The organism is Novosphingobium profundi (assembly GCF_018491765.1).
Taxonomy (GTDB): domain Bacteria; phylum Pseudomonadota; class Alphaproteobacteria; order Sphingomonadales; family Sphingomonadaceae; genus Novosphingobium; species Novosphingobium profundi.
This window is the reverse complement of record NZ_JABWCU010000013.1, coordinates 104,822-127,147: the sequence shown is the minus strand read 5'-3', so window position 1 is coordinate 127,147 and position 22,326 is coordinate 104,822. Positions and strand designations below refer to the sequence as shown.

Here is a 22,326-nt window from a genome sequence, read left to right as displayed (position 1 = left end):
TGCATGGACGCCAGTTCCGAAAATCCCGCCCGCCTGCTTCTCGACTGGTACGACGCGAATGCCCGCGCGCTGCCCTGGCGCGCGCCGCCCGGCACGCCCGCGCCCGAACCCTACCGCGTGTGGCTGTCCGAGGTCATGCTCCAGCAGACCACGGTGGCGGCGGTGAAGGACTATTTCGCCAAATTCACCACGCTCTGGCCGCGCGTCGAGGACCTTGCCGCGGCGCGCGACGAGGACGTGATGGCTGCCTGGGCGGGCCTTGGCTACTACGCCCGCGCGCGCAACCTGCTGGCCTGCGCGCGCGAAGTGGCGGCACGCGGGGGACGCTTTCCCGAAACCGAGGAGGGCCTGCGCGCGCTGCCGGGCCTTGGCCCTTATACCGCTGCGGCCATCGCCGCGATCGCGTTCGGACGTCGCGCGGTGGTGGTCGACGCCAATGTCGAGCGGGTCGTCTCGCGGCTTTTCGCGATTGCCGAGCCGCTGCCCGCCAGTCGCCCGTTGATTCGCTCCAGGACCGAGACGATCACGCCCGAAGAGCGCGCGGGCGACTTCGCGCAGGCGATGATGGACCTGGGTTCGGCGATCTGCACGGTGCGCGAGCCGCGCTGCCTGCTCTGCCCGCTGGCGGGTGCGTGCGAGGCGCGCGCCTCGGGCGATCCGGCCGCGCTTCCGGTCAAGGCGCCCAAGAAAGCCAAGCCCACCCGCACCGGACGCGCGTTCTGGATCGAGCGGCAGATCGCGGGCGTCGACCACGTCTGGCTGGTGCGGCGCGCGCCCAAGGGCATGCTGGGCGGCATGCGTGCGCTTCCCGACGATGGCTGGGCCGCACGGCGCGACGGCGACGGGGGCGAACCTTTCTCGGGTCGCTGGGAACCGGCCGGGCGCGTTTCCCACGTGTTCAGCCATTTTGCGCTCGATCTCGGTGTTTCGATCCATCTGGGAGACCGGGGCGAGGCTGCCGGGGAAGGCGAATGGTGGCCGCTCGAACGAATTGCGGAGGCGGGCCTTCCCACGCTGTTTGCCAAGGCCGCGCAGCTCGCGCTGGCGCATACGGGAGAAGTGACATGATGCATCGACCGCACGTCCTCGCTGCCGCGATGGACCGCCGCCGGCTGCTGGCGATGGGCGCCGCGGCGGGTCTCGGCGCGGCGCTCCTGCCGCGCCTCGCCCGCGCGGCCGAGAGCCCCGAACTGCTCCCACGGGTTCGCGCGTTGCTGGCGCGCTGGACCGGACCGGGCAAGTTTCCCGGCATGATCGGCTCGCTCGGCCTGCCCGGGCAGGAGCCCGAATATGTCCTCTCGGGCAGCGAAGGCTTCGCCGATGGCGACGCGATGCGCGCGGACAGCCTGTTTCGCATCTATTCGATGACCAAGCCGATCACCGCGATGGCCGCGATGAACCTCATTGCCGAGGGGCGGCTAAGCCTCGACCAGCCGCTCCACGAGATCCTTCCCGCCTATCGCCACATGCAGGTTCAGGACAGCTACGACGGCTCGATTACCGCGCTTCATGAAGCGCCGAGCGCGATCACCTTGCGCGAGTTGATGACCCATACCTCGGGGATCGGCTATACCATCGTCCAGAAAGGTCCGATCAAGACGCTGATGGAGGACAAGGGGCTGATCCCGGGGCAGATCAGCCGGTTGAAGGTGCCTGGCATTTTCAGCGGCGAACCCGCGCACAGCCTGGCCGCGTTCGCCGACCGCCTGGCCACGGTGCCGCTCGTCGCCGATCCGGGGACGCGCTGGAGTTACTCGATGGGGCTCGATCTCATGGGCCGCGTGATCGAGGTCGCCTCCGGCCAGCCTTTCGACCGCTACCTGGCTGAGACGATCTTCGAGCCCGCCGGAATGACCAGCACCTGGTTCCAGGTTCCCAAAGCCGAGGCGCATCGCCTCACCACCAATTACGCAGCCCTGGGCCAGGGGCTGGTGCCGATCGACGAGGGGGCCACCTCGATCTTCCTCGATCCCCCGCCGTTTCCCTTCGGCGGGGCGGGGCTGGTGTCCTCGCCGCGCGATTACGACCGCTTCCTGCGCCTGCTTGCCCAACTGGGCACGATCGATGGCACGCGCGTCCTGGCCGAAGAGGCGGTGCGCACGGGGACCAGCAATCTCCTGCCCACCGGCGTCGCGGGTCCGGTCACCAACGGCAACCCGTCGGGCTTCGGCGCGGGCGGGCGCGTGGGAATGGGCGCGGAAGGCGGCATCTACGGCTGGGCCGGCGCGGCGGGCACGGTGGCGATGGTCGACATGGCGCGCGGGCTTCGCTCGCAGCTCTTCGTCCAGTTCATGCCCCCCAATGCGAGCGAACTGCTCCCCGAATTCCAGTCGGCGCTGAAGGCCGACGTGACCGCGCTCCTGGAGAAAAGCTGAAGATGACCTGTGCCCTCGCCGCAAGGCCCCGGCTCGCGCCCGTCGCCTACGCGGGTTCGCCACTCGACCGCGCCGACCCCATCCGCAACGACCCTGAGGCGATCGCCGCCTTGCAGGACGCGCGGGCCCGCGTGCTGCGGCTCGACGGTCTCGATCCGGTCCTCGACGAGGAGGAGCGGCTGGTCTGGGACGGCATCGCAAGCGGGACGGACGGGGCTGAACTGATCCTGCTCGGGGTCATGGGCGAGGGGGACGAGGCGCGCGGCTGCTTCGTGCCCGTGCCACAGCTTCCCCCTGGCGGCAGCCCGCACGCGGGGCCGGCGAGCTGGAACGCGATGGCGGTCCTGCCCGCCGACGAGCTGGCGATCTACGGCGGCGCGCGCGCGCTGGTCTCCTGGCACGCGCGCCACCGCTTTTGCGCGCAATGCGGATCGCCCACCGTGCTCGACAAGGGCGGCTGGCAGCGCAGCTGCACCTCCAAGGCCTGCGGCGCGCAGCACTTCCCGCGCGTCGATCCGGTGACGATCATGACCGTCGAGCACGAGGGCAGGCTGCTCATGGGCCGCCAGCCGCGCTTTCCCGAGGGGCGCTATTCCGCACTCGCGGGCTTCGTCGAGCCGGGCGAGACGATCGAGGAGGCCGTCGCGCGCGAGACGTTCGAGGAGGCGGGTGTGCGCGTGCGCGACGTGACCTATATCGCCAGCCAGCCCTGGCCGTTTCCCTCCTCACTGATGATCGCCTGCCACGCCTTCGCCGACGACGGGGCGATCACCATGGACGCGACCGAACTCGAGGACGTGCGCTGGTTCTCCCGTGACGAGGTGACGCAGGCGCTCGAGGCCAAGGCGCGCGGGGAGGCCGGCGAGGCCTTCGATGCGCCCTCGCACACCGCCGTCGCGCATGTCCTGCTCAAGTGGTGGGTCGATCGCGGTCCGCTCGCCTGAGCGAGGGGGCCTCAGACCAGCCCGAGGCGCATCAGTTCGCGCGCGAGCCTGGGCGGCATGACCTCGCCCGAGCTTTCGCCGTCGGTGAGATCGCGCGGGGCGTCCTCGTCCTTGAGATAGCGCCAGCCCTGGTGCGCGCGCTTGGGCTTGGTGACGACGGGGATCAGCCGGGGCTCGAGCCGGATGTGCCAGCGCCCGTCACTCTCGCGCTGTTCGAAGCCCAGGATCGGCGAGCGCCCGATCAGCGCGTGCTCGAAGATCCAGTAGAGCGAGCCGCCCACCATCTCCTCCTGCCGCTTGGGCACGTAGCGCGTCGTCAGCCGCGCTTCGCCGAGCGGGGCGTGGCTCTCGAGCCAGGCGCGCAAGTCGGCAGGGCTTTCGGCGGAGAAGGCAATCTTCGTCATGTGCAGCGGCATGACGGCTAGATAGGGATGGAAAGGCTCTCAGGCCAGTCCGACGAGCACCGCGAGACCGAGGAACGAGAAAAAGCCCATGGTGTCGGTGGCGGTCGTCACGAAGACCGCCGAGGAGACCGCCGGGTCGACGTTGAAGCGGTTGAGCGTGACCGGCACGAGGATACCGGCCAATCCCGCGACGAGGTTGTTGATGATCATCGCCGCGGCGATCACCGCGCCCAGCACCGGGTTCGCGAAGATCAGCCAGGTGCCCACGCCGATCAGTGTGCCGAGCGCACAGCCGTTGGTGAGCGCAATGCGGAACTCGCGCCCGATCATGCGCCAGGTGTTCGAATCGGTGAGCTGGTTGGTCGCGATCGCGCGCACCACCACGGCCAGCGTCTGCGTGCCCGCGTTGCCACCCATGCCCGAGACGATCGGCATCAGCACGGCCAGCAGAGCGAAGCGGGCGATCGCGCCCTGGAACAGGCCGACCACCGAAGAGGCGAGCATGGCGGTGGCAAGGTTCACCACCAGCCACGAAAGGCGCGCGCGCACGGTCAGCAGGATCGGTTCGTTGATGTCGCCATCGCCCGCACCCGAAAGCAGCAGGGTATCCTCGCCCGCCTCTTCCTGGATGATGTGGACGACGTCGTCGACGGTGATCTGGCCGATCAGCCGTCCGGCCGGATCGACCACGGCGGCCGAGATCAGCGCGTACTTCTGGAAGCGCAGCGCGACCTCTTCCTGGTCCATGTCGACCGGGATCAGCGTCTGCTCGCGCTTCATCAGGTCGTAGAGTGGGATGTTGCGCGGGCAGCGCAGGATCCACGAGAGCGCGCACGTGCCCAGCGGGCGGTGCATCGGATCGACGATGAACACTTCCCAGAACTCGGTCGGCAACTCGCGGTGCTCGCGCAGGAAATCGATGAGATCGCCCACCGTCATCGTCTCGGGAACCGCGACGAACTCGCGGCTCATCATGCGCCCGGCGGACTCGTCAGGGTAGGACAGCGCCGATTCGATCGCGGCGCGGTCCTCGGGTTCCATCTCGGCGAGGACGGCCTGCTGGTCCTCCTCGTCGAGGTCTTCCAGCATCGCGACGGCGTCGTCGGTATCGAGCTCGCCCGCGATCTCGGCGACGACTTCGGCGGGCAACGCCTCGACCAGGAGCTCGCGCACCCAGTCGTTCAGCTCGGCGATGACCTCCACGCCCATGAGGTCGCGGATCGAGCGGGCGAGGATCGGGCGTTCGTCGGCGTCGACGAGCTCGAAGAGGTCGGCGATGTCGGCCGGGTGGAGCGGTTCGACCAGCTCGTAGACGCGGTCGAAGTCTTCCTCCCACAAGGCGTCCTTGACGGCGCGCACGTAGTCGGCCTTGAGCAGGTTGTCCTCGTCGAGGCTCTCGCTTTCGGAGGCGCTTTCGGGTTCGTCCTGGGGGTCGGGAGCGTCGGGCGCGGACGACGGGCGCGGGGCATCGCGGAGCACGTCGTCTCCGATGCCGTCGTCCTTGAGGTCCGTATCGCTCATCAGGCGGGTCTACGCAGCAATTTCGCAATTGCAACAGGCGCAAGGCGCAAGGCCCGGTTCGGTTGTGCATTTCTGCACGAAAGCCACAGGCGAAGTGACCGCGATGGCGACAGGGAACGTGACATCCGCGACAGGTTCCCTATATCGGGCCGGTTCGATCCTCGGGAGGGCGGCCCCGCCGCCCGCCCGCACTGCAGGCCCCGCGCAAGACGGGATGAAGGAGTTTTCGATGGCTGATGAATTTCTTACCCTTTCGCTCGACACCGGCAACGGCGAAGGCGGCGACGTCAAGATCAAGCTGCGTCCCGACCTCGCGCCCGGCCACGTCGAGCGCATCAAGGAACTGACCGGCGAAGGCTTCTACGACGGCATCAAGTTCCACCGCGTGATCCCCGGCTTCATGGCGCAGGGCGGTTGCCCCAACGGCACCGGCATGGGTGGTTCGGAAAAGCCCGACCTCCAGGCCGAATTCAACGCCGAGCCGCACGTGCGCGGCGTGTGCTCGATGGCGCGCACCAGCTACCCGCACTCGGCCAACAGCCAGTTCTTCATCTGCTTCGACGACGCGCGCTTCCTCGACAAGCAGTACACCGTGTGGGGCGAAGTCGTCGAAGGCATGGAGCATGTCGACGCGCTGCCCAAGGGCGAGCCGCCGCGCGAGCCCGGCAAGATCGTCAAGGCGACCGTCTCGGAAGGCTGATCGCGGCCTTTCGGGTCGCCCGGCCTGACACGAAAAAGGGGCGCTTCCCATCCTGGGAAGCGCCCCTTTTTTTCAGGCCCGGGTTCACCGGCCGCAGGTCAGTGGGTGGGCGTCTCGCCGCCCTGGCTGGCGGTAGCCTTGGCTTCGGCTTCGAGCTGTTCCACGCTCTTGCCCTTGAGGGTGGCGACCCGCGCCTTTTGCGCGGGGCTGAGTTCGTCGAAGCGGCGCGGAGGCGGGAGCTTGGCGGTCGCTTCCTGCATCTTTGCGACGAGGTCGGGCATACGCTCCATCATCTCGGGCATGAAGGCCTGGATCTTGGTCATGACCTCCGGGTCCATGAACATGAGGTAGGCGTCGCGCGCGTAGGCGCCTCCGGTGGGCGTCGCGAAGAAGGCGTTCATTTCGCCCAGCTGGCGCGCGTCGTACTTGCGCGCATAGGCCTTCGCGAGTCCCTCGCGGATGTCCGGTTCCATCTCGTTCATGAGCGGGACTATCTCGTCCATGATGGCATGGGTGGCGAGGCGCAGGCGCTCCTTGAAATACGGATCCTCGATTTCGGCCAGCTCCCGCATCGATCCCTCGGGGCCTTTGCCATCGGGGCTCAGCGCGGAGAGGGGCATGTCGAACAGGGAGCCCATCATGGCGTCCATCATCTCGTCCAACGTGCCGTGCATCATGCGCTCGTAAGTCCCGAGCGGCCAGATGTAGTCCACCGTCTGGTGCGCGAGGGCAATGCGCGCGGGATCGACCGGTGCCGGTTGCGGCGCCACGTGCGGCGCGGGGGCATCCTGCGCGGCCAGCGGCGCACTGGCGCCGAGCGCGAGCGCCCCGGCCAGAAGGGTGCGGGCGATCGGTGTCATGGTCCTGGTTCTCCCGGAAGTGGCCGTGGTCGCGCGAGCGATCAGAGCCCGGCCTGCTGCAGCCACTCGTGGAACATGCGCACGGGGCGCGTCTCGAGCGCCTTGGGGCGGCACACGAACCAGTAGCGGTAGGGGCTTTCGACGTCGATGTCGTAGAGGCGGGCGAGACGCGAATCGTGCGAACGACGGAAATGGTCGTCGTGCATGATCGCGATGCCGAGCCCCTGCGCGGCGGCTTCGAGCACGAGCTGGCCGGAATCGAACTTGTCGACCGAGGCGGGCTCGAGATCGGGCATACCGATCGCGCGCTTCCAGGCGTCGAGACTCTCAGGCAGGTCCTGGTGGATCAGGAAGGTCTGCTTGGATAGCTTCTCGCGGTCGGGCTTGGGGCCCATCTCGGCGGCCATGTCGCGCGAGACGATGCCGTAGACCTTGTTGTGGTCGAGCTGGACGCGGTAGAAGGCGGGGTCCGGTTCCTTGGCGAGGATCACCGCGGCATCGAGCGTGTCGCCCACGCGTGCTTCGAGGTGCGTGCCGGTGTCGATATCGATGTGCAGGCGCGGATGGAGCTTGCGCAGTTCGGGCAGGCGCGGGAACAGGCGCTGGCCGCCGAACAGCGAAGGCACGCCCAGGTGCAGGCGCAGGACCTGGCCACGGTCGATCTGCGATTCAACCGCCTCGGCGAGCTCCTCGAGCTTGGGGCCGACCACGTTGTAGAACGCCTGGCCCTCGTCGGTCAGCTTCATCGCCTGGTGCTGGCGCGTGAACAGGCGCTTGCCGGTGAAATCCTCGAGCGCGGCAACGCGGCGCGAGAGGGCGGAGGGGCTGAGCGCGAGTTCGTTCGCGGCGGCCTTGGCGGATCCGAGGCGCACCACACGGACAAACGCTTCGAGCGCGCGCAGGGGAGGAAGTCGACGTACGGGCAATTGTCAGGTCTTTTCCGTTGTGGTCACCGCACGCGGGAGTGCGACGGTGTGCAGGGGTACTTTCAGTTTTCCTCTCGCAAGGACTCTTCTAGAGGCGGATGGAGCCGCAGCCTCGTGACGTGCCGTTCGTTCCCGTCCGTGATCTCGATGCGCCAGCCGCTGTCGTGGTCCAGGATCGTGCCGACCTGGGGGACTTGCCCGGCCAGGACGAAGGCCAGACCGCCCAGAGTATCGACGGCTTCCTCGATTTCGGCAAGCCGGGGGTCGATACGCTCGGCGACGTCATCGAGCTCGGCCCGCGAATCGGCTTCCCAGACGCCATTGTCCAGCGCAATCAACCAGTCCTCGGCGGCTTCGTCGTGCTCGTCCTCGATCTCGCCGACGATTTCCTCGACGAGATCCTCGATCGTGATGATGCCGTCGGTGCCGGTGTACTCGTCGATCACGACCGCGAGGTGCACGCGCTGCGCGCGCATGTCGGCCAGCACGTCGAGCGCGCCGCGCGACTGGGGCACGAAGAGCGGGCGGCGCAGGAGGCTGGTCCAGTCCGCCGGGGGCACTTCGCCGCGCGCAAGGATCGGGAAGACGTCCTTGATGTGGATCATGCCCTTCACCTCGTCGAGCGATTCGCCGTAGACGGGCAGGCGCGAATGGCCGTGTTCGGCGAAGGCCTCGACCACGTCCTCCCAGCTTGCCGAGGCCGGAATGGCGATGATCTCGCCGCGCGGGATGGCGACGTCGTCCGCGTCATGTTCGGAAAAGTGAAGCAAGTTGCGCAGCATTTGGCGCTCGAGCGGGGAGAGGTCGCCGGTGCCCCCGCCGCCAGGCGCAGTGTCGCCCTCGTGGTTGTTGATGACGTCCTCGATCTGCGCGCGCAGCGATTGATCGGCGTCCCCCTGGAACAGTTTGCGAAAGGCACGCCAGAGCGTGCCGGTACTGTCCCCGTCTCCGGCGTCGGTGTGGCGGCCATTCTCGGCCATCGTGCTTGGGTATCCCTGAAAGTCTAAGTTCGGTCCCCATATGGGTCGGCAATGGCAAGAATCGCAAGTGCCTTTGTTTCGAGAGCTTCCATGGCGACGGCATCGGCTTCGGAAATTTCGTGATCGTGCCCGGCCAGATGGAGCAGGCCGTGAATTAGCAAGTGCGTAGCATGTTCTTGAATAGAAACATTTTTATCAAGTGCTTCGCGAATGCAGGTCTCGGCGGCGAGGGCAATGTCGCCGAGCATTTCGGGAGGCCCTTCGCGCGTCAATTGCAACAGATCGTTACGTTCGAGCATCGGGAAGGAGAGGACGTTGGTGGGCTTGTCCTTGCCGCGCCATTCGCGGTTGAGTTCGTGGACCTGCGAATCCGAGGTGAACAGGACGCTGGTGAGCAGCCGTTCGTTGCCCAGTTCGGGCGCCACCTCGACGAGGGCCGCCAGGGCGCGCGCGGCAAGCTCGGCCCAGTCGGTGCCGTGGGCCCAGGGTTCTTCGATGTCGATCTCGAGTTCCATGGGCTTCCTTAACCGCTCGATCGCCCGGGGTCGAGCGGTTGCCGCGCGCCATCATCCGCTTGCCTTGATGGCCGAACCGGTCGATTGCGGTTCGGGGTCAGAGGGATCCGATCGCAAAGGGGGTGTGCATGGGGGTGGTTCTTGCGGTGATGGGTGCGGCACTGGCGGCCACGCCGCCTGCCAGTGGCGCTGACGCGCAGTTCGCGCGCATGGTCGCGCTTTACGAGGAGCTGTGTCTCCAGAGCTTTCCGGACGATGACGCGCTCGCGCGCCGGGTCGAGCAGCGCGGCGGCGTGGCGATGCCCGAGGAGCGGGTCAAGGTGACGATGCGCGACGATCCGGCGCGCGCGTGGGAGTTCGCGGGCGAAACGACCAGCGTTTGGCTCGAGTTGCCGCCCTACCACGCCTGTTCGGTGCGCTGGAGTTCGCCCGAACTGCCCGACTCCGCGCCCTACGAAGCGGCAAAGGCGCGCTATTTCACGCGATTTCACGCCCAGCACGCCGAGGCGCGCATCGCCCCGGACCAGCACGTGGAGCGCGATCTCGACAGCGACATCCACATGGAGGCCGAATTCGTGCAGCTCGTGGCGCGTGCGCAGGCGCCCGACCTCGCCGAAAGCGGAGTCGAGAACCTGATGTACGTCGTCCAGAGCATCAACGATCCGGCACGGCGCAAGGCGGGGGAAACCGGCTACGTGCTTCGCTTCGTGCACCAGGTTCCCGAAGCCGGCGCCGACACGCAAGGATAGGGCGACTACTTCTCGTCGTACTGCGAGAGCGGGCCTTCGTAGGCCTCGACGATGCGGCCCACGATCGGGTGGCGCACGACGTCGGCGGCGGAGAAGCGGGTGACCGCGATGCCCTCGACGCCTTCGAGCTTGGTCACCGCGTCGGCAAGGCCCGACATGCGTTCGCCGCCCGGAATGTCGATCTGGCGCGGGTCGCCGCAGACCACCATGCGGCTGTTTTGGCCAAAGCGGGTGAGGAACATCTTCATCTGCTCGCGCGTGGTGTTCTGCGCTTCGTCGAGGATGACGAAGGCGTCCGCGAGCGTGCGGCCACGCATGAACGCGATCGGCGCGATCTCGATCTCGCCCGAAGCGAGCCGGCGCTCCACCTGTTCGGGTGGCATGCAGTCGTAGAGCGCGTCGTAGAGCGGGCGCAGGTAGGGGTCGACCTTCTCCTTCATGTCGCCGGGCAGGAAGCCCAGCTTCTCGCCCGCCTCGACCGCGGGGCGCGAGAGGATCAGGCGCTGCACCGAGCCGGTCATCAACTGGCTGACGGCCTGCGCGACGGCGAGATAGGTCTTGCCCGTGCCCGCCGGACCGAGCGCGAAGATCACGTCGGACTTGGCCAGCGCGCGCATATACTCGATCTGCGTGGTCGAGCGCGGCACGATGGTTTTCTTGCGGGTGCGGATCATGATCGGCGGGGCCTTTCCGCCATCGCCGGTGATGATGCCCTCGAGCGTGGGTTCGGCCGACATCGAGATAAGCGCCTCGATTGCGCCCGAATCGAGCTCGCGCCCTTGTTCGAGCTGCTTGTACATGCCCACCAGAGTCTCTCTCGCGCGCGCAACGGCGTCCTCGGGACCTTCGATCTGGATCTTGTTGCCGCGCGCGGCGATGTAGACGCCGAGGCGGTTTTCGACCTGGACGAGGTTGGAATCGAATTGCCCGAACAAGGCCCCCAGCAGCGTGGGTTCGTCGAAGTCGACTTCGACACGGGCGCGACGATGGGTGTCGGGCCTCAAGTGCACCGTATCGTTGTCGGCGCGAGCTGCTTTACGGGCCATGCGTTCCTTTCTGATGAGGATGCGTTCTTTATGGAACGAAGATGGCCCTGGCGGGGGCGCCTTGCAAGGGGAAGGCGGGGCCAAGTGCACGTGGCAGTGGAAAAACCCGCGATCACGCGCAGCACCTTCTTGGCTGGCGACGAACGACCGATCTCGTCGCGCGCAGGGGGCGGTCCGTCGCAGTGTTTTCAGGGGCTTGGGCCGAGTTCCCGCAGATGAACGCGCAATTTGGTTCGCTTCGGCCGATTTGCGGGCCATTTGTCGCGATCTTGCGACACTCCTGAGCGAATTCTGTACGTCGCGCTCGTCTTTCGTTCAGCCGCATGGTGCGAAACCTGAACGCCAAGGCCGCGTTGTCGGCTTCAAAGTGAAGGAGTTGAACCATGCGTAAGTTGATGATGACCGTTCTGGCCGCAAGTGTCGCCGTCCCCACCCTCGCCATCCCGACGATGGCCTCGGCGCAGAGCTATCACGAGGCGCGCGAGAGCCAGCGCGACGTGCGCGACGCCAAGCGCGACTTGCGTCAGGCGGAACGCCATGGCGATCGCCGCGATGTGCGCGATGCCCGTGGCGATGTGCGCCATGCCCAGCGCGAGGCGCGCGAGGACTGGCGCGACTATCGCAAGGCCCACCGCGACGTCTACCGTCGCCCTGCCTATCGTGGTCCCAGCGGCTACCGCTATCGCCCGGTGAGCGTGGGGCACCGCTTCCAGCCCGCCTATTACGGCGACCGCTACTGGGTGCGTGACTACGCCCGCTACCGCCTGCCCGCGCCGCGCGCCGGCATGCGCTGGGTGCGCTACAACAACGACGTGGTCCTGATCAACGTGCGGACCGGCCGCGTTGCGAGCGTCTACACCGGCTTCTTCTGGTAAGAGCCAAGCCTTACGTGAGTCCCCTGCTGCGGCTCCGGTGCGCGAACACCGGGGCCGCTTGCGCATGTGTTGCCCGTTGCGTGCGGTCGGTTGCATGGCGGACGGTTGTCGATCGGGCCAAGGGCCGATAGCGTGCGGGCATGAGCAGAACTTTCCGCAGTTTGCGCAGGCGCGACGTCGCCTCCCCGCCTCCCACTTTGCGCGTTCGCCGTCTTGGCGCCCCGGCGCTGGTGCTGGCCCTTGCCCTGGCCGGCTGCAAGGGCGATGCCCCGCCCAGCGAGGCGACGAGCGCGGCGGCCAGCGGCGCTGCGGGCAGCGAGGCGGTGGCCCAGCAGGACCCCAAGGCCTGGGTGCGCGACCACATCGAGAAGGAGAACGGTGGCGACCTCGGCGTGATCCATGTGAACACCGCGAAGGTCGATCTCGATGGCGACGGCACCGACGAGATCCTCGCCTACGCGAGCGGTTCGATGATGTGCGGAACGGGGGGCTGCAACCTGCTCGTGCTCAAGAGCGAGGCGCAGGGCTTCAAGGTCGTGGGCGATCTTTCGGTGGTGCAGCTACCGGTCGGCGTGCTCGACAGTTCGAGTAACGGCTGGCGCGACCTTGCCGTTTCGGTCTCGGGAGGCGGGATCGCTTCCTCGATCCGCCGGGTCGCCTTCGAGGACGGGCACTACGCTTCCAACCCGACCAGCCCTGACACCGAGGAAGCCGATTCGCTGGGCAAAGTGCTGCTGACGCCCGACATGCTGTCGAACGGCGGCTGACAGGCTAGAGCATTTTCCAGTCAGGTGGAATCACCTGACGGTTCAGAAAATGCGTCAAAACAACAAGCTAGAGCGGTCGATCTGATGCAATCTGATCGTAAACCGCTCTAGGCGCCAAGCCAGTCGCGCAAGAGCACGTTGAGCTCCTCGGGGCGCTCCATCGGCGCCATGTGGCCGCAGCGCTCGATCAGCGCGAGGCGCGCCTTGGGGATGTGCCGGGCGATGTCGCGTGCGCGATCGGGGGGCGTGAGCTGGTCCTGCGCGCCGGCCACCACAAGCGCGGGCACCGCGATGCGGGCGAGGTCGGGGCGCGAATCGGGCCGCGCCATGATCGCGCGCTGCTGGCGGGCATACGTCTCGAGACCAACCTCGAGTGCCATCGCCACCACCGCCTCGGCGATCGGGCGAGGGGTTTCGGGGTGGACCAGCCGGCGCAGGCTGCCGCGCAGCACCGCCTCATATCCGCGCTTGCGCGCGGTGGTGATCGCGGCCTGGCGCAGGTGTGTGGCGTCGGCGTCGTCGGCCCCCGCGCTGGTGTCGAGAAAGGCGATGCGGGTGACGCGCTCGGGCGCCTGGCGCCAGATTTCCATGGCCACGTAGCCGCCCATCGAGAACCCGGCGAGCGCGAAACGCGGCGGCGCGTCGGCAAGGATGCGCTTGGCCATCGCGGGCAGGCTGTCATCGGTGAGGGTGTCGCCGATGTGGGGCGCGGCGACGTCGGCGATTCCGGCGACTTGCGCCTCCCACAGCCGCGCGTCGCACGATAGGCCCGGCACGAGCACGAGCGGCTGGCGCACGCGGGCGCCCGTCACGCAATCCGTCATGGTGCGAAGGTCAGGCCGTCGCGGGAACCTTGAGCGCGCCGGCGATCGAGTTGGGCCCGGCCTCGACCAGTTCGACGGTGACGACGTCGCCCACCGCGACGTCGCCGGTGAAGTGGACCGACTGGAGCCAGGGCGACTTGCCGAGCCACTGCCCCGGGTGCTTGCCACGGCGTTCGACGAGGACCTGGCAGGTCTTGCCGACACTGGCCGTGTTGAAGGCGTACTGGTCGCGGTTGAGCGCGTCCTGCAGGCGTTTCAGGCGTTCGTCCATCACCGCCATCGGGATCTGCTCGCCCATCGTGGCGGCCGGCGTGCCCGGGCGGGGCGAATACTTGAAGCTGAAGCACTGCGCATAGCCGACCGCGTCGACGAGCTTCAGGGTTTCCTCGAACTCGGCCTGGGTCTCGCCGGGGAAGCCGACGATGAAGTCGCCCGAGAGCGCGATGTCGGGGCGGGCCTTGCGCACGTCTTCGAGGATTTTGAGGTACTTCTCGACCTGGTGCGCGCGGTTCATCGCCTTCAGCACCCGGTCCGAGCCGGACTGCACCGGAAGGTGCAGGAAGGGCATCAGCTTGGCGACTTCGCCATGCGCCGCGATCAGGCCCGGGGTCATGTCGTTGGGATGGCTGGTGGTGTAGCGGATGCGCGCGAGCTCGGGGATCTCGGCGAGTTCGCGGATCAGCCCGTCGAGCCCGAGGCTCTGCCCCCTGGCGTTCGTCCCTTCCCACGCGTTGACGTTCTGGCCAAGCAGCGTGATCTCGCGCGCGCCCGCCTCGACGAGGCGCTTGGCCTCGTCGACGAGGTCGGCGTAAGGGCGCGAGATTTCGGCGCCGCGGGTATAGGGCACGACGCAATAGGTGCAGAACTTGTCGCAGCCTTCCTGCACCGTCAGGAACGCGCTTGGCCCCGAGCGGCGGCGGCGCGGGAGCGCGTCGAACTTGGTTTCGGCGGGCATGTCGGTGTCGGTCGTGCGGCGGCCTTCGCTCGCCGCCTTCACCATGTCGGGCAGGCGGTGGTAGGCCTGCGGGCCGACGACCATCTTCACCGCCGGTGCGCGCGCCATGATCTCCTCGCCTTCGGCCTGCGCGACGCAGCCCGCGACCGCGATCAGCGGCGAGGTGCCGTCCTCGCGGCGCAGGCGGCCGATGTCGGAATAGACCTTTTCCGCCGCCTTTTCGCGGATGTGGCAGGTGTTGAGCACGACCAGGTCCGCCTCCTCGCCCTCGGGCGCGGGCGTGATGCCCTGCTCGGCAAGCAGTTCGGCCATGCGCTCGCCGTCGTAGACGTTCATCTGGCAGCCGAAGCTCTTGACCCGGTAGGTCTTCGGATTCGCGGAAGTGGGGGCTGGTGTCGACATGGCGCGCCGTTACACGGCTTTGCGCCGATTTTGAAGGGGGCGCGTGGCGGCCGACCCTCGGGGCTCAGCGCTTCGCGGGGCGGGCGAGCGCGGCAAGACGCGCGCGCGTCGCGGCGAGAAGCTCCTTCATGTCGGCAACCTGCTCGATTCCATAGCGCTTCGCGGTGATGTCGACATTGCCCTTGCGCCAGTAGCCTTCGGGGCAGAGCACGATGAGCTTGCCGTCGTGCGCGTGCAGGCCCATCTCGAGCAGGCTGACCGGGCTCTGCGTGCCGGGCGCGAGGTAGAGGACGATCACGTCGGCGCTGTCGAGTGCGGCAAGTTCCCATTCAACCTGGCGGCGGAATTCGGGCTCGTCGGCTTCGGGGCGCCAGGCCGGGTCCCAGTCGGGCCGGCGTGGGTTGAGGATCACCACATCCTCGTCGGCGAGATCGGCGATCATCTGCTTTTGCCAGTCGGGCGCATGGCCCATGTCGATGCTGCCGCCCAGGAACAGGCGGGGCGCGGCATGGTCGGCGGGCAGCGCAGCGGGCGAAGTGACGACGGTGGCGGCCGCGGCGGGATACGCTACGGCGCAGGCCAGCGCGACAGCCTGCAACGTGGCTGCGGCCCGGAATGGTCTTATCGACATGCGCGCGCTTTCGGGTGGGCTGAGAGGCGGCCTTGCAGGGCCGCGCCTCACGCGTAAGGCGGTTGGTGCTGGCCTTTGGGGCTGAGCGTGAAGATCTCGCAGCCGTCTTCGGTGATGCCGATCGAGTGCTCGAACTGGGCCGAGAGCGACTTGTCGCGGGTCACCGCCGTCCAGCCGTCGGAAAGCAGCTTCACCGGCGGCTTGCCGAGGTTGATCATCGGCTCGATGGTGAAGAACATGCCCGGCTTGATCAGCGCGCCGGTACCCGCGCGCGCGGCGTGGACGACTTCGGGGGCGTCGTGGAACAGGCGGCCGAGGCCATGCCCGCAGAATTCGCGCACGACGCCGTAGCGGTACTGTTCGGCGTGCTTCTGGATCGCGGCGCCGATGTCGCCGATGCGGTTGCCGGGCTTGGCCTGCTCGATCCCGATCATCAGGCATTCGTAAGTCACGTCGACGAGGCGGCGCGCCTTGAGCGAGGGTTCGCCCGCGAAATACATGCGGCTCGAATCGCCGTGCCAGCCGTCGAGCAGCGGGGTCACGTCGATGTTGAGAATGTCGCCGTCCTTGAGCGTCTTCTCGGAGGGGATGCCGTGGCACACGACGTGGTTGATCGAGATGCAGCACGAGTGCGCGTAGCCCCGGTAGCCCAGCGTCGCGGGGACCGCGCCGCCATCGAGCGTCATCTCGCGCACTTTGTCGTCGAGCGCGGCGGTGGTCACGCCCGGCCGCACCATCGGCGCGATCTCGTCAAGGATCTGCGTGGCAAGGCGCCCGGCCTTGCGCATGCCTTCGAAGGCTTCGGGTCCGTGCAGCTTGATGGTCCCGTCGCGCAGGACGGTAGTGTCGTCGGCTTCGACTGTCTGGTATTCGGTCATGGGCCCGACATAGCGATATTGCCCGCAAAATGCGAGCGGCTCTCAGCCTGGAATCGAAAAACTGTTGCGGTACTGCGGCTTGAGTGCGCGCATCACCGCCGCGTCGACGGGCAGCGTGATCTCGTAGCTGCCTTCGGCATAGGGCCCGGCCTCGTAGGGGGCGATCTCGAAGCCGATGCGGTCGAAGGTCTTGCCGTTCGAGGAGCCGAGCAGGACGGTCTGGCGCGCGGGCTCGATGCATTCGGAGAAGATGTCGCCCGGCACCAGCGCCGCGCCCCGGCGCTTGACGCGCTGCGCGTCGAGCGCCTTGCAGAAGCGCGCGCGCACCGCGGAGGAAAAGGCATCCTCGCTAGTGAAGAGATCGGCGGCCTTCAGCATCGCGTCGGTGCCGCGGTTCCACAAGCGGCCGTCGAAGCTGCTCATGCCGTGCGCGCCGCCGGTGTAGGTGTAGATCTCGGAGGAAAGCGAGAGCCATTCGGGCAGGTCGGTCACCACCTGCCAGTCGGCGCTGTAGACGTGGGCGTGGTAGGGAAAGTCCTGCGCGGCCGCCGCCTGCTTGTCCTGGCTCGCCGAGGCTTCGAGCTCCTTGCGCGCGGTGCGCCGCCGTGTCTCGAACCAACTGCGCAGCCCCGGGATCGCAGCGGCCTTGGCGGGGTAGGCGAACTGGAATTCATACGTGTCGTTCGAGACGTCGACCGAGAGGTCGGCGGGCGGAGCCTCGCTGGCCTCGGCCGAGGGCGCCTCGCTCGGTGCATTGGCATCCGGGGCGCTCGGCACGCGGGTGTCCTGCGCCCCGCTTGCCGATGGGCTCGCGGATTGCGACGGGGCCTTGTCGCTACATCCCGAAACGAGCAGGGCGAGCCCCGCAACAGCGCTGGAGACGAGGAAAATGCGCATGACCGGTATCGTTCTCCCGTTGGCCCCGCCGGATGCAAGGTCTTGAAAGACGACCATGAAGGAGGTGCGCGGGATAATCCAGCCCGCATCCTGCGGACATGCGTCGCGGCGTGCAAGGCGGGCGGCCCGCTCGGCAATTGCCCTTTGGCCCCGCGCAGGTCTAGAGAGGGAGCATGAGCGACAAGAACGCAGTGATCCAGCCCGATCGTGGCCAGAGCGCCATCTCCATCCACCTCGTCGACAAGGACGGGCTCGAGGCCTTCCGCAAGGGGCTCAATGCCGCGCAGCGCACCGCCCTCGACGCGCACCGCTTCGAGGCCGAAGGCTACGACTACGCGGTAATCCCCGATGGCGAGAGCTGGGCGGTGGTTTCGGGCGTGGCGGATGCCGCCAACCTCTCGAGCTGGTGCATGGCCAAGCTTGCCGAGAAGCTGCCGGGTGGCACCTACCGCCGCATTGGCGGCGAGCCGGGGGCGGCGATGTTCGGCTGGATCACCGGCCAGTACCGCTTCGATCGCTACCTGTCCGATCCCGCCGAGGACACCCCGCGCGTGCTCCTGACCGGTGAGGTCAAGGCGATCGCGGCGATCACCGCCGAGGCCGAGGCGGCGATGTTCGTGCGCGACCTCGTCAACACCCCCGCCGAGGACATGGGCCCCGCGCAGATCGAGGCCGAGGCCGAGAGCCTGCACAAGGCCTTCCGCACCGAGATTCGCGTGACGCGCGGCGACACGCTCGAGCACGAGTTTCCGATGGTCCATGCGGTCGGCCGGGCGGCCTCGCGCGCTCACGCGCCGCGCATGGTCGAGCTCGAATGGGGCGATCCCAAGCACCCGCGCATCGCCATCGTGGGCAAGGGCGTGTGCTTCGATTCGGGCGGTCTCGACGTGAAGCCGAGCGCGGGCATGCTGCTCATGAAGAAGGACATGGGCGGCGCGGCGCACGCCCTCGCGCTCGCCCGGCTGGTCATGGAGGCGAGGCTCCCGGTGCGGCTGCATCTCCTCGTCCCCACGGTCGAAAACGCCATTTCGGGCAATGCCTTCCGCCCCGGCGACATCCTCAGGTCGCGCGCAGGGATCTCGGTCGAGATCGGCAACACCGACGCCGAGGGCCGCTTGATCCTGGGCGACGCGCTGGCGCGTGCGGGCGAGAACGCGCCCGAGCTGATCCTCGACTTCGCGACGCTGACGGGCGCCGCACGTGTGGCGCTCGGCCCCGACCTGCCCGCGCTCTTCGCCCGCGAGGACGCGACCGCCGCGGCCCTGCTCGAGGCCGGTGAGGCCAGCGACGATGCCTGCTGGCGCCTGCCGCTCTACGAGGGTTACCGCGAATACCTGAAGTCCGACATCGCCGACATCAACAACGCCGGGACCGGCGGCTTTGCCGGTGCGTGCACGGCCGCTCTGTTCCTCGACCGCTTCGTGCCCAAGGGCACCGACTGGGCGCACTTCGACACGTTCGCCTGGCGGCCCTCGGCCAAGCCGGGGCGGACCAAGGGTGGCGCCGCGCTGGGGCTGCGCGCGGCCTGGCACATGCTCCAGAAGCGCTATGGTGGTGCCTGACGAGGGCTTTTCGATCGTGGTTTAGAAGGGCTTTCGGGGTGCGGTTATCGCCGCGTTAGTTGTTCCCGATCAAAGCCCTGCGGCAGATCTTGCGCCTAATCCCGGGTGGACGAACATCCCGGGATCAGGAGCAGCCCATGAAACGCGAACCGACCGGCGCCTTCCACGAAGTCGCTCTCGACGACCTGTTCTTCTCGACCACCGACGCCAAGGGGGTGATCGAACAGGTCAACGAAGTCTTCGTCACGATGGCGCGGTTCGGGCGCGGCGAGCTGATCGGTGCGCCGCACAACTGCATCCGTCATCCCGACATGCCCGGCGGCGTGTTCCGCCTGATGTGGGAGACCATCGGCGCGCGGCGCGCCTTCAGCGGCTACGTCTTCAATCTTGCGGGCGATGGCAGCAGCTACTGGGCGCTCGCCACCGTCTCGCCGCTCGGCAAGGGTTATATCTCGGTGCGCAGCCGCCCCATTGATTTGGGCATGCGCGACACCGTGCTCAGCGTCTACGAAGCCGCGCGCGAGGCCGAGGATGCGGCCATGGCCGGGGGCGAGAGCGCCGGGCGCGCCGCGCGGATCGGCGAGGAGGTGATCCTGGCCGAACTCGCGAAGCTGGGCTTCGGCAGCTACGAGGCCTTCATGCACGCCTTCCTGCCGCGCGAGCTGGAACTGCGCCAGGAAGCGGGCGTGCGCATTCCCGAGCGGCCCCAAGCGGCGGGCACTGCCGGGGCACTGCTCGCCACCGGGACCGCGATCGAAGCGCAAGTGCGCGAGCTGGCCGGAGCCCTCGCCGCGTCGGACCATCTGGCCGCCGCGCTCGAGCGGCGCGTCGATGCCGCGCAGCGCGCGCTCGACCGGCTTGAGGAGGCGGTCGCCAATGCGCGCTTCGTCGTTTCGGGCAACCGCGCGGTGGAGCCGCACGTCGCGCGCGCCGCGCCCGCGCTCGAAGAGCAGTGCCGCAAGATGGCCGAGACGCTGAAGGGCCTGCGCGAGGCGGTCGAAGAGACGTGTGGCTTGCGCCATGGCTTGCGCTTTGCGGTCAGCATCGCGCAGCTCCAGGCCGAATCGGTGTGCCGCTTCGCCATCGCCACGATCGACGGACGCGAGGCGGCGGCGGCGGCCAACAGCGCCACCCAGGCGCTGGTCCAGGCGCTCGAAAACGGTATCGACGCGATGCACGCCAGTCTCGATGTCGACCGCGAGCAGGCCGCGCGCCTCGCCGCGCGGATCAAGGCGGCGGAAAGCGCGCTCACCGTCACCACGCTGCTCCTGCGCAAGTGGCGCGCCCTCGTCGAAAAGTCGGAGGTGCGTCACGAGATGGAGGCGCTGCTGCCGGTGCTCGATGCGGGCCTTGCCGCGCTCGTCGGCGAACTGGCGGGCCTGCACGAGACGGCTGGCGCCTTCGCGGGCGAAGTCGTCGCCTTCGAGAGCGCGCAGCTGCAACAGCGCCTCGACCAGATTCTCTCGCTCAACCTGATCGCGGCCTGAGCCGCCGCGCCCCCGACATCTGGAAGGACCAGGACCGATGGATTTCGAAACCAAGCTTGCCGAACTCATGACCATCAACGGCGCGCTCGCCGCCGCCATCGTCGACAGCGCCAGCGGCATGACGATCGCCACCGTTGGCGAGATGCGCGACGGCGGCGATCTCGATCTCGCCGCAGCGGGGGCAAGCGAGGTGGTGCGCGCGCAGCTCAACGTGCTCGCGCTGCTCAAGCTCGAGGACCCGATGGAGGACATGCTGATCACGCTCGCGGGCCACTACCAGCTGATCCGCCCGCTGACCGACGATTCGGGCATGGGCCTGTTCGCCTACCTCCTGCTCGACCGCCAGCAGGCGAACCTCGCGCTGGCGCGCATCAAGCTGCGCGCGGTCGAAGGCCAGCTCGCGATCTGATCCAGCCATCCGTTCCGGGCATCGGGCGCGGTCGAAATGGTCGCGTTTCCGGTGGCCCTGGCGCGTGTCCCGGCCTAGTCTTGCCTGCAGGACGGACAGGGAGGTGCGCGAATGGTCATCGGCGGTACGAGCGTGGGCGGCAGCGGGGGCGCAGGCACTGCAAGGCGGCGCACCCTCCCCGTTAAACTTGCGTAATTGCGATGAGCGGGATAAGCGCGCCAATCTTCCGTTTCACCGATGGCCTGCACTTGACGAACGACGATTCCTACACCCGCCCCTTCTCGATCGAGGGCATGCTGGCAATGACCGGCCCTTCCATCGCCGCTGATCCGCGCCGCCTGCCCCTTCGCGGGGACCTGGCGCATATCAAGCTGGCGGGGCGCTGCTTCGTGCCGCACTACGCGGTGCCGATCGCCTATACGGTCAAGGCAGGGGCGCGTCTCCAGGCGGCCTCCTCGCGCGAAGCCGAGGTTCTTGCCGAACCGGGCGCCGGCGAGGTTTACAACGTTCTCGACATCGCGGGCGAATGGGCCTGGGGGCAGCTCGGCGAGGACGGGTTCGTCGGATACATGCACCTGGGCGCGATTGACGCGCCGCAGGCAGGAGCAAGCGACTGATGGCAAGCACGGTCTTCATCGACGGCGCGGCGGGAACGACGGGCCTGGAAATCGCCGACCGGCTGGCCACGCGCCCTGAATTCGAACTGATCACGCTGGGCGAGGATCGCCGCAAGGACGACGCCGCGCGCGCCGAGGCGCTCAACGCGGCCGATTTCGTGATCCTGTGCCTGCCTGACGAGGCCGCCAAGGCGGCCGTCGGCATGATCCGCAACGACACCACGCGCGTGATCGACGCCTCTTCGGCGCATCGCACCGCGCCGGGCTGGACTTATGGTTTTGCCGAGGTGATCGGCCACGAGGCGATCGCGGGTGCGCGCTTCGTCAGCAATCCGGGCTGCTATCCCACCGGCTTCCTGGGTCTTGTCGCGCCGCTGGTGCGCGCCGGGCTGCTCCCGGCCGACTGGCCTTACGTGTGCCACGCGGTCTCGGGCTATTCGGGCGGCGGCAAGGCGCTGATCGCGCGCTTCGAGGCCGAGCCCGACATCGCCTACCGCGCCTATGGCCTGGCGATGGGCCACAAGCACGTGCCCGAGATGAAGACGCACGCAGGGCTTGCGCACGATCCGATCTTCGCACCCGCCGTGGTGCCCGCGCATCGCGGCATGCTGGTCGAGGTGCCGCTGCACCTCGCGCTCATGGACAAGGCGGGCAGCGCGGACGAACTGCGCGCGGCGCTCGCCGAATTCTACGCCGGCAGCCCGATCGTCACCGTTGCGCCCGATGCGCCCGGGGAACTGCTGCTGCTGCGTTCGATGGAGCCCAACGACGGCCTTACCTTGCGCGTCGTGGGCGCGGCGGACGGCGCCCAGGCGCGTATGGCCGCCGTGCTCGACAACCTGGGCAAAGGGGCAAGCGGCGCCGCGGTGCAGAACCTCAACATCATGGCCGGCCTCGACGAGACGGCGGGCCTGCGCCTGTGATCTTCGGGCGGCGACGACGCATCTAGCGCCGCCGCCAGGCCCCGGACGGGCGTGCGGGCCACGCCCGTGTGCAGTTGCA

The 22,326-nt window shown here is 68.1% G+C and carries 24 protein-coding genes; 12 read left to right on the top strand and 12 right to left on the bottom strand.

The window, feature by feature from the left end; genetic code table 11:
- Window positions 1-3: 3 nt before the first annotated feature.
- The 3 genes from HT136_RS16135 to nudC are packed head-to-tail and all read left to right on the top strand — an operon-like array spanning window position 4 to window position 3,319.
- On the top strand, window positions 4-1,068 hold the full coding sequence (locus HT136_RS16135) for an A/G-specific adenine glycosylase (RefSeq protein WP_214200819.1): 1,065 nt from the start codon (window positions 4-6) through the stop codon (window positions 1,066-1,068).
- Window positions 1,065-2,375, top strand: a complete 1,311-nt coding sequence (locus HT136_RS16130; protein ID WP_214200818.1) for a serine hydrolase domain-containing protein — start codon at window positions 1,065-1,067, stop codon at window positions 2,373-2,375. Before HT136_RS16135 ends, HT136_RS16130 begins: the two co-directional genes overlap by 4 nt.
- Window positions 2,376-2,377: 2 nt before the next feature.
- Complete coding sequence (gene nudC / locus HT136_RS16125; protein WP_214200817.1) at window positions 2,378-3,319, top strand: NAD(+) diphosphatase; 942 nt, start codon at window positions 2,378-2,380, stop codon at window positions 3,317-3,319.
- 11 nt (window positions 3,320-3,330) lie between these two features.
- Here nudC and HT136_RS16120 read toward each other — a convergent pair whose 3' ends face one another.
- Both HT136_RS16120 and mgtE read right to left on the bottom strand, forming a co-directional pair.
- The gene (locus tag HT136_RS16120) at window positions 3,331-3,735 is read right to left on the bottom strand and encodes a DUF1489 family protein (RefSeq protein WP_214200816.1); all 405 of its coding nucleotides are present in this window, start codon (window positions 3,733-3,735) and stop codon (window positions 3,331-3,333) included.
- A gap of 27 nt (window positions 3,736-3,762) precedes the next feature.
- Window positions 3,763-5,244 carry a magnesium transporter gene (gene mgtE / locus HT136_RS16115; protein WP_214200815.1) on the bottom strand — a complete coding sequence of 494 codons (1,482 nt, stop codon included), beginning with the start codon at window positions 5,242-5,244 and terminating at the stop codon, window positions 3,763-3,765.
- Window positions 5,245-5,473: 229 nt separating this feature from the next.
- Between mgtE and HT136_RS16110 the strand changes: the two genes are divergently transcribed.
- Window positions 5,474-5,944, top strand: coding sequence for a peptidylprolyl isomerase (locus HT136_RS16110; protein ID WP_214200814.1), 471 nt, complete (start codon window positions 5,474-5,476; stop codon window positions 5,942-5,944).
- A gap of 98 nt (window positions 5,945-6,042) precedes the next feature.
- On the opposite strand, the gene HT136_RS16105 is transcribed toward HT136_RS16110, so the two are convergent.
- The 4 genes from HT136_RS16105 to ybeY form a co-directional block, all read right to left on the bottom strand.
- Window positions 6,043-6,804, bottom strand: coding sequence for a DUF2059 domain-containing protein (locus HT136_RS16105; protein ID WP_214200813.1), 762 nt, complete (start codon window positions 6,802-6,804; stop codon window positions 6,043-6,045).
- Between the two features lie 41 nt (window positions 6,805-6,845).
- Entirely contained in the window at window positions 6,846-7,730 is an 885-nt protein-coding gene (locus HT136_RS16100; RefSeq protein ID WP_214200812.1) for a LysR substrate-binding domain-containing protein, read from the bottom strand.
- Window positions 7,731-7,792: 62 nt separating this feature from the next.
- Window positions 7,793-8,710 carry a hemolysin family protein gene (locus HT136_RS16095; RefSeq protein WP_214200811.1) on the bottom strand — a complete coding sequence of 306 codons (918 nt, stop codon included), beginning with the start codon at window positions 8,708-8,710 and terminating at the stop codon, window positions 7,793-7,795.
- 23 nt (window positions 8,711-8,733) lie between these two features.
- Window positions 8,734-9,225: an rRNA maturation RNase YbeY gene (ybeY, locus tag HT136_RS16090; protein WP_214200810.1), complete on the bottom strand. Its 492-nt coding sequence runs from the start codon at window positions 9,223-9,225 to the stop codon at window positions 8,734-8,736.
- A gap of 128 nt (window positions 9,226-9,353) precedes the next feature.
- On the opposite strand from ybeY, the gene HT136_RS16085 reads away from it, so the two are divergent.
- Window positions 9,354-9,974, top strand: a complete 621-nt coding sequence (locus tag HT136_RS16085; protein WP_214200809.1) for an NMCC_0638 family (lipo)protein — start codon at window positions 9,354-9,356, stop codon at window positions 9,972-9,974.
- Window positions 9,975-9,979: 5 nt separating this feature from the next.
- Here HT136_RS16085 and HT136_RS16080 read toward each other — a convergent pair whose 3' ends face one another.
- Window positions 9,980-11,020 (bottom strand): PhoH family protein, encoded by a 1,041-nt coding sequence (locus HT136_RS16080; RefSeq protein ID WP_214200808.1) that lies wholly within the window; start codon window positions 11,018-11,020, stop codon window positions 9,980-9,982.
- 383 nt (window positions 11,021-11,403) lie between these two features.
- Between HT136_RS16080 and HT136_RS16075 the strand changes: the two genes are divergently transcribed.
- Window positions 11,404-11,895: an RcnB family protein gene (locus tag HT136_RS16075; protein ID WP_214200807.1), complete on the top strand. Its 492-nt coding sequence runs from the start codon at window positions 11,404-11,406 to the stop codon at window positions 11,893-11,895.
- A 140-nt stretch (window positions 11,896-12,035) separates the two neighbouring features.
- Complete coding sequence (locus HT136_RS16070) at window positions 12,036-12,662, top strand: hypothetical protein (protein WP_246543779.1); 627 nt, start codon at window positions 12,036-12,038, stop codon at window positions 12,660-12,662.
- 107 nt (window positions 12,663-12,769) lie between these two features.
- Here HT136_RS16070 and HT136_RS16065 read toward each other — a convergent pair whose 3' ends face one another.
- From HT136_RS16065 to HT136_RS16045, 5 genes are all read right to left on the bottom strand, one after another.
- The gene (locus HT136_RS16065; RefSeq protein ID WP_343222216.1) at window positions 12,770-13,474 is read right to left on the bottom strand and encodes an alpha/beta fold hydrolase; all 705 of its coding nucleotides are present in this window, start codon (window positions 13,472-13,474) and stop codon (window positions 12,770-12,772) included.
- A 22-nt stretch (window positions 13,475-13,496) separates the two neighbouring features.
- Entirely contained in the window at window positions 13,497-14,843 is a 1,347-nt protein-coding gene (miaB, locus tag HT136_RS16060; protein ID WP_214200805.1) for a tRNA (N6-isopentenyl adenosine(37)-C2)-methylthiotransferase MiaB, read from the bottom strand.
- Window positions 14,844-14,907: 64 nt separating this feature from the next.
- The gene (locus HT136_RS16055) at window positions 14,908-15,474 is read right to left on the bottom strand and encodes a nucleoside 2-deoxyribosyltransferase domain-containing protein (RefSeq protein WP_214200804.1); all 567 of its coding nucleotides are present in this window, start codon (window positions 15,472-15,474) and stop codon (window positions 14,908-14,910) included.
- A gap of 47 nt (window positions 15,475-15,521) precedes the next feature.
- On the bottom strand, window positions 15,522-16,352 hold the full coding sequence (map, locus tag HT136_RS16050) for a type I methionyl aminopeptidase (RefSeq protein ID WP_214200803.1): 831 nt from the start codon (window positions 16,350-16,352) through the stop codon (window positions 15,522-15,524).
- Between the two features lie 42 nt (window positions 16,353-16,394).
- The gene (locus HT136_RS16045) at window positions 16,395-17,249 is read right to left on the bottom strand and encodes a DUF4163 domain-containing protein (RefSeq protein ID WP_214200802.1); all 855 of its coding nucleotides are present in this window, start codon (window positions 17,247-17,249) and stop codon (window positions 16,395-16,397) included.
- Between the two features lie 173 nt (window positions 17,250-17,422).
- Between HT136_RS16045 and HT136_RS16040 the strand changes: the two genes are divergently transcribed.
- The 5 genes from HT136_RS16040 to argC all read left to right on the top strand — a co-directional run bounded on the left by HT136_RS16040 (window position 17,423) and on the right by argC (window position 22,247).
- Complete coding sequence (locus tag HT136_RS16040) at window positions 17,423-18,811, top strand: leucyl aminopeptidase family protein (protein WP_214200801.1); 1,389 nt, start codon at window positions 17,423-17,425, stop codon at window positions 18,809-18,811.
- A gap of 137 nt (window positions 18,812-18,948) precedes the next feature.
- On the top strand, window positions 18,949-20,298 hold the full coding sequence (locus HT136_RS16035; protein WP_214200800.1) for a hybrid sensor histidine kinase/response regulator: 1,350 nt from the start codon (window positions 18,949-18,951) through the stop codon (window positions 20,296-20,298).
- A gap of 37 nt (window positions 20,299-20,335) precedes the next feature.
- On the top strand, window positions 20,336-20,707 hold the full coding sequence (locus HT136_RS16030; RefSeq protein WP_214200799.1) for a hypothetical protein: 372 nt from the start codon (window positions 20,336-20,338) through the stop codon (window positions 20,705-20,707).
- 248 nt (window positions 20,708-20,955) lie between these two features.
- Window positions 20,956-21,324: an SH3 domain-containing protein gene (locus HT136_RS16025; protein ID WP_343222215.1), complete on the top strand. Its 369-nt coding sequence runs from the start codon at window positions 20,956-20,958 to the stop codon at window positions 21,322-21,324.
- Entirely contained in the window at window positions 21,324-22,247 is a 924-nt protein-coding gene (gene argC / locus HT136_RS16020; RefSeq protein WP_214200798.1) for an N-acetyl-gamma-glutamyl-phosphate reductase, read from the top strand. Before HT136_RS16025 ends, argC begins: the two co-directional genes overlap by 1 nt.
- Window positions 22,248-22,326 lie beyond the last annotated feature (79 nt).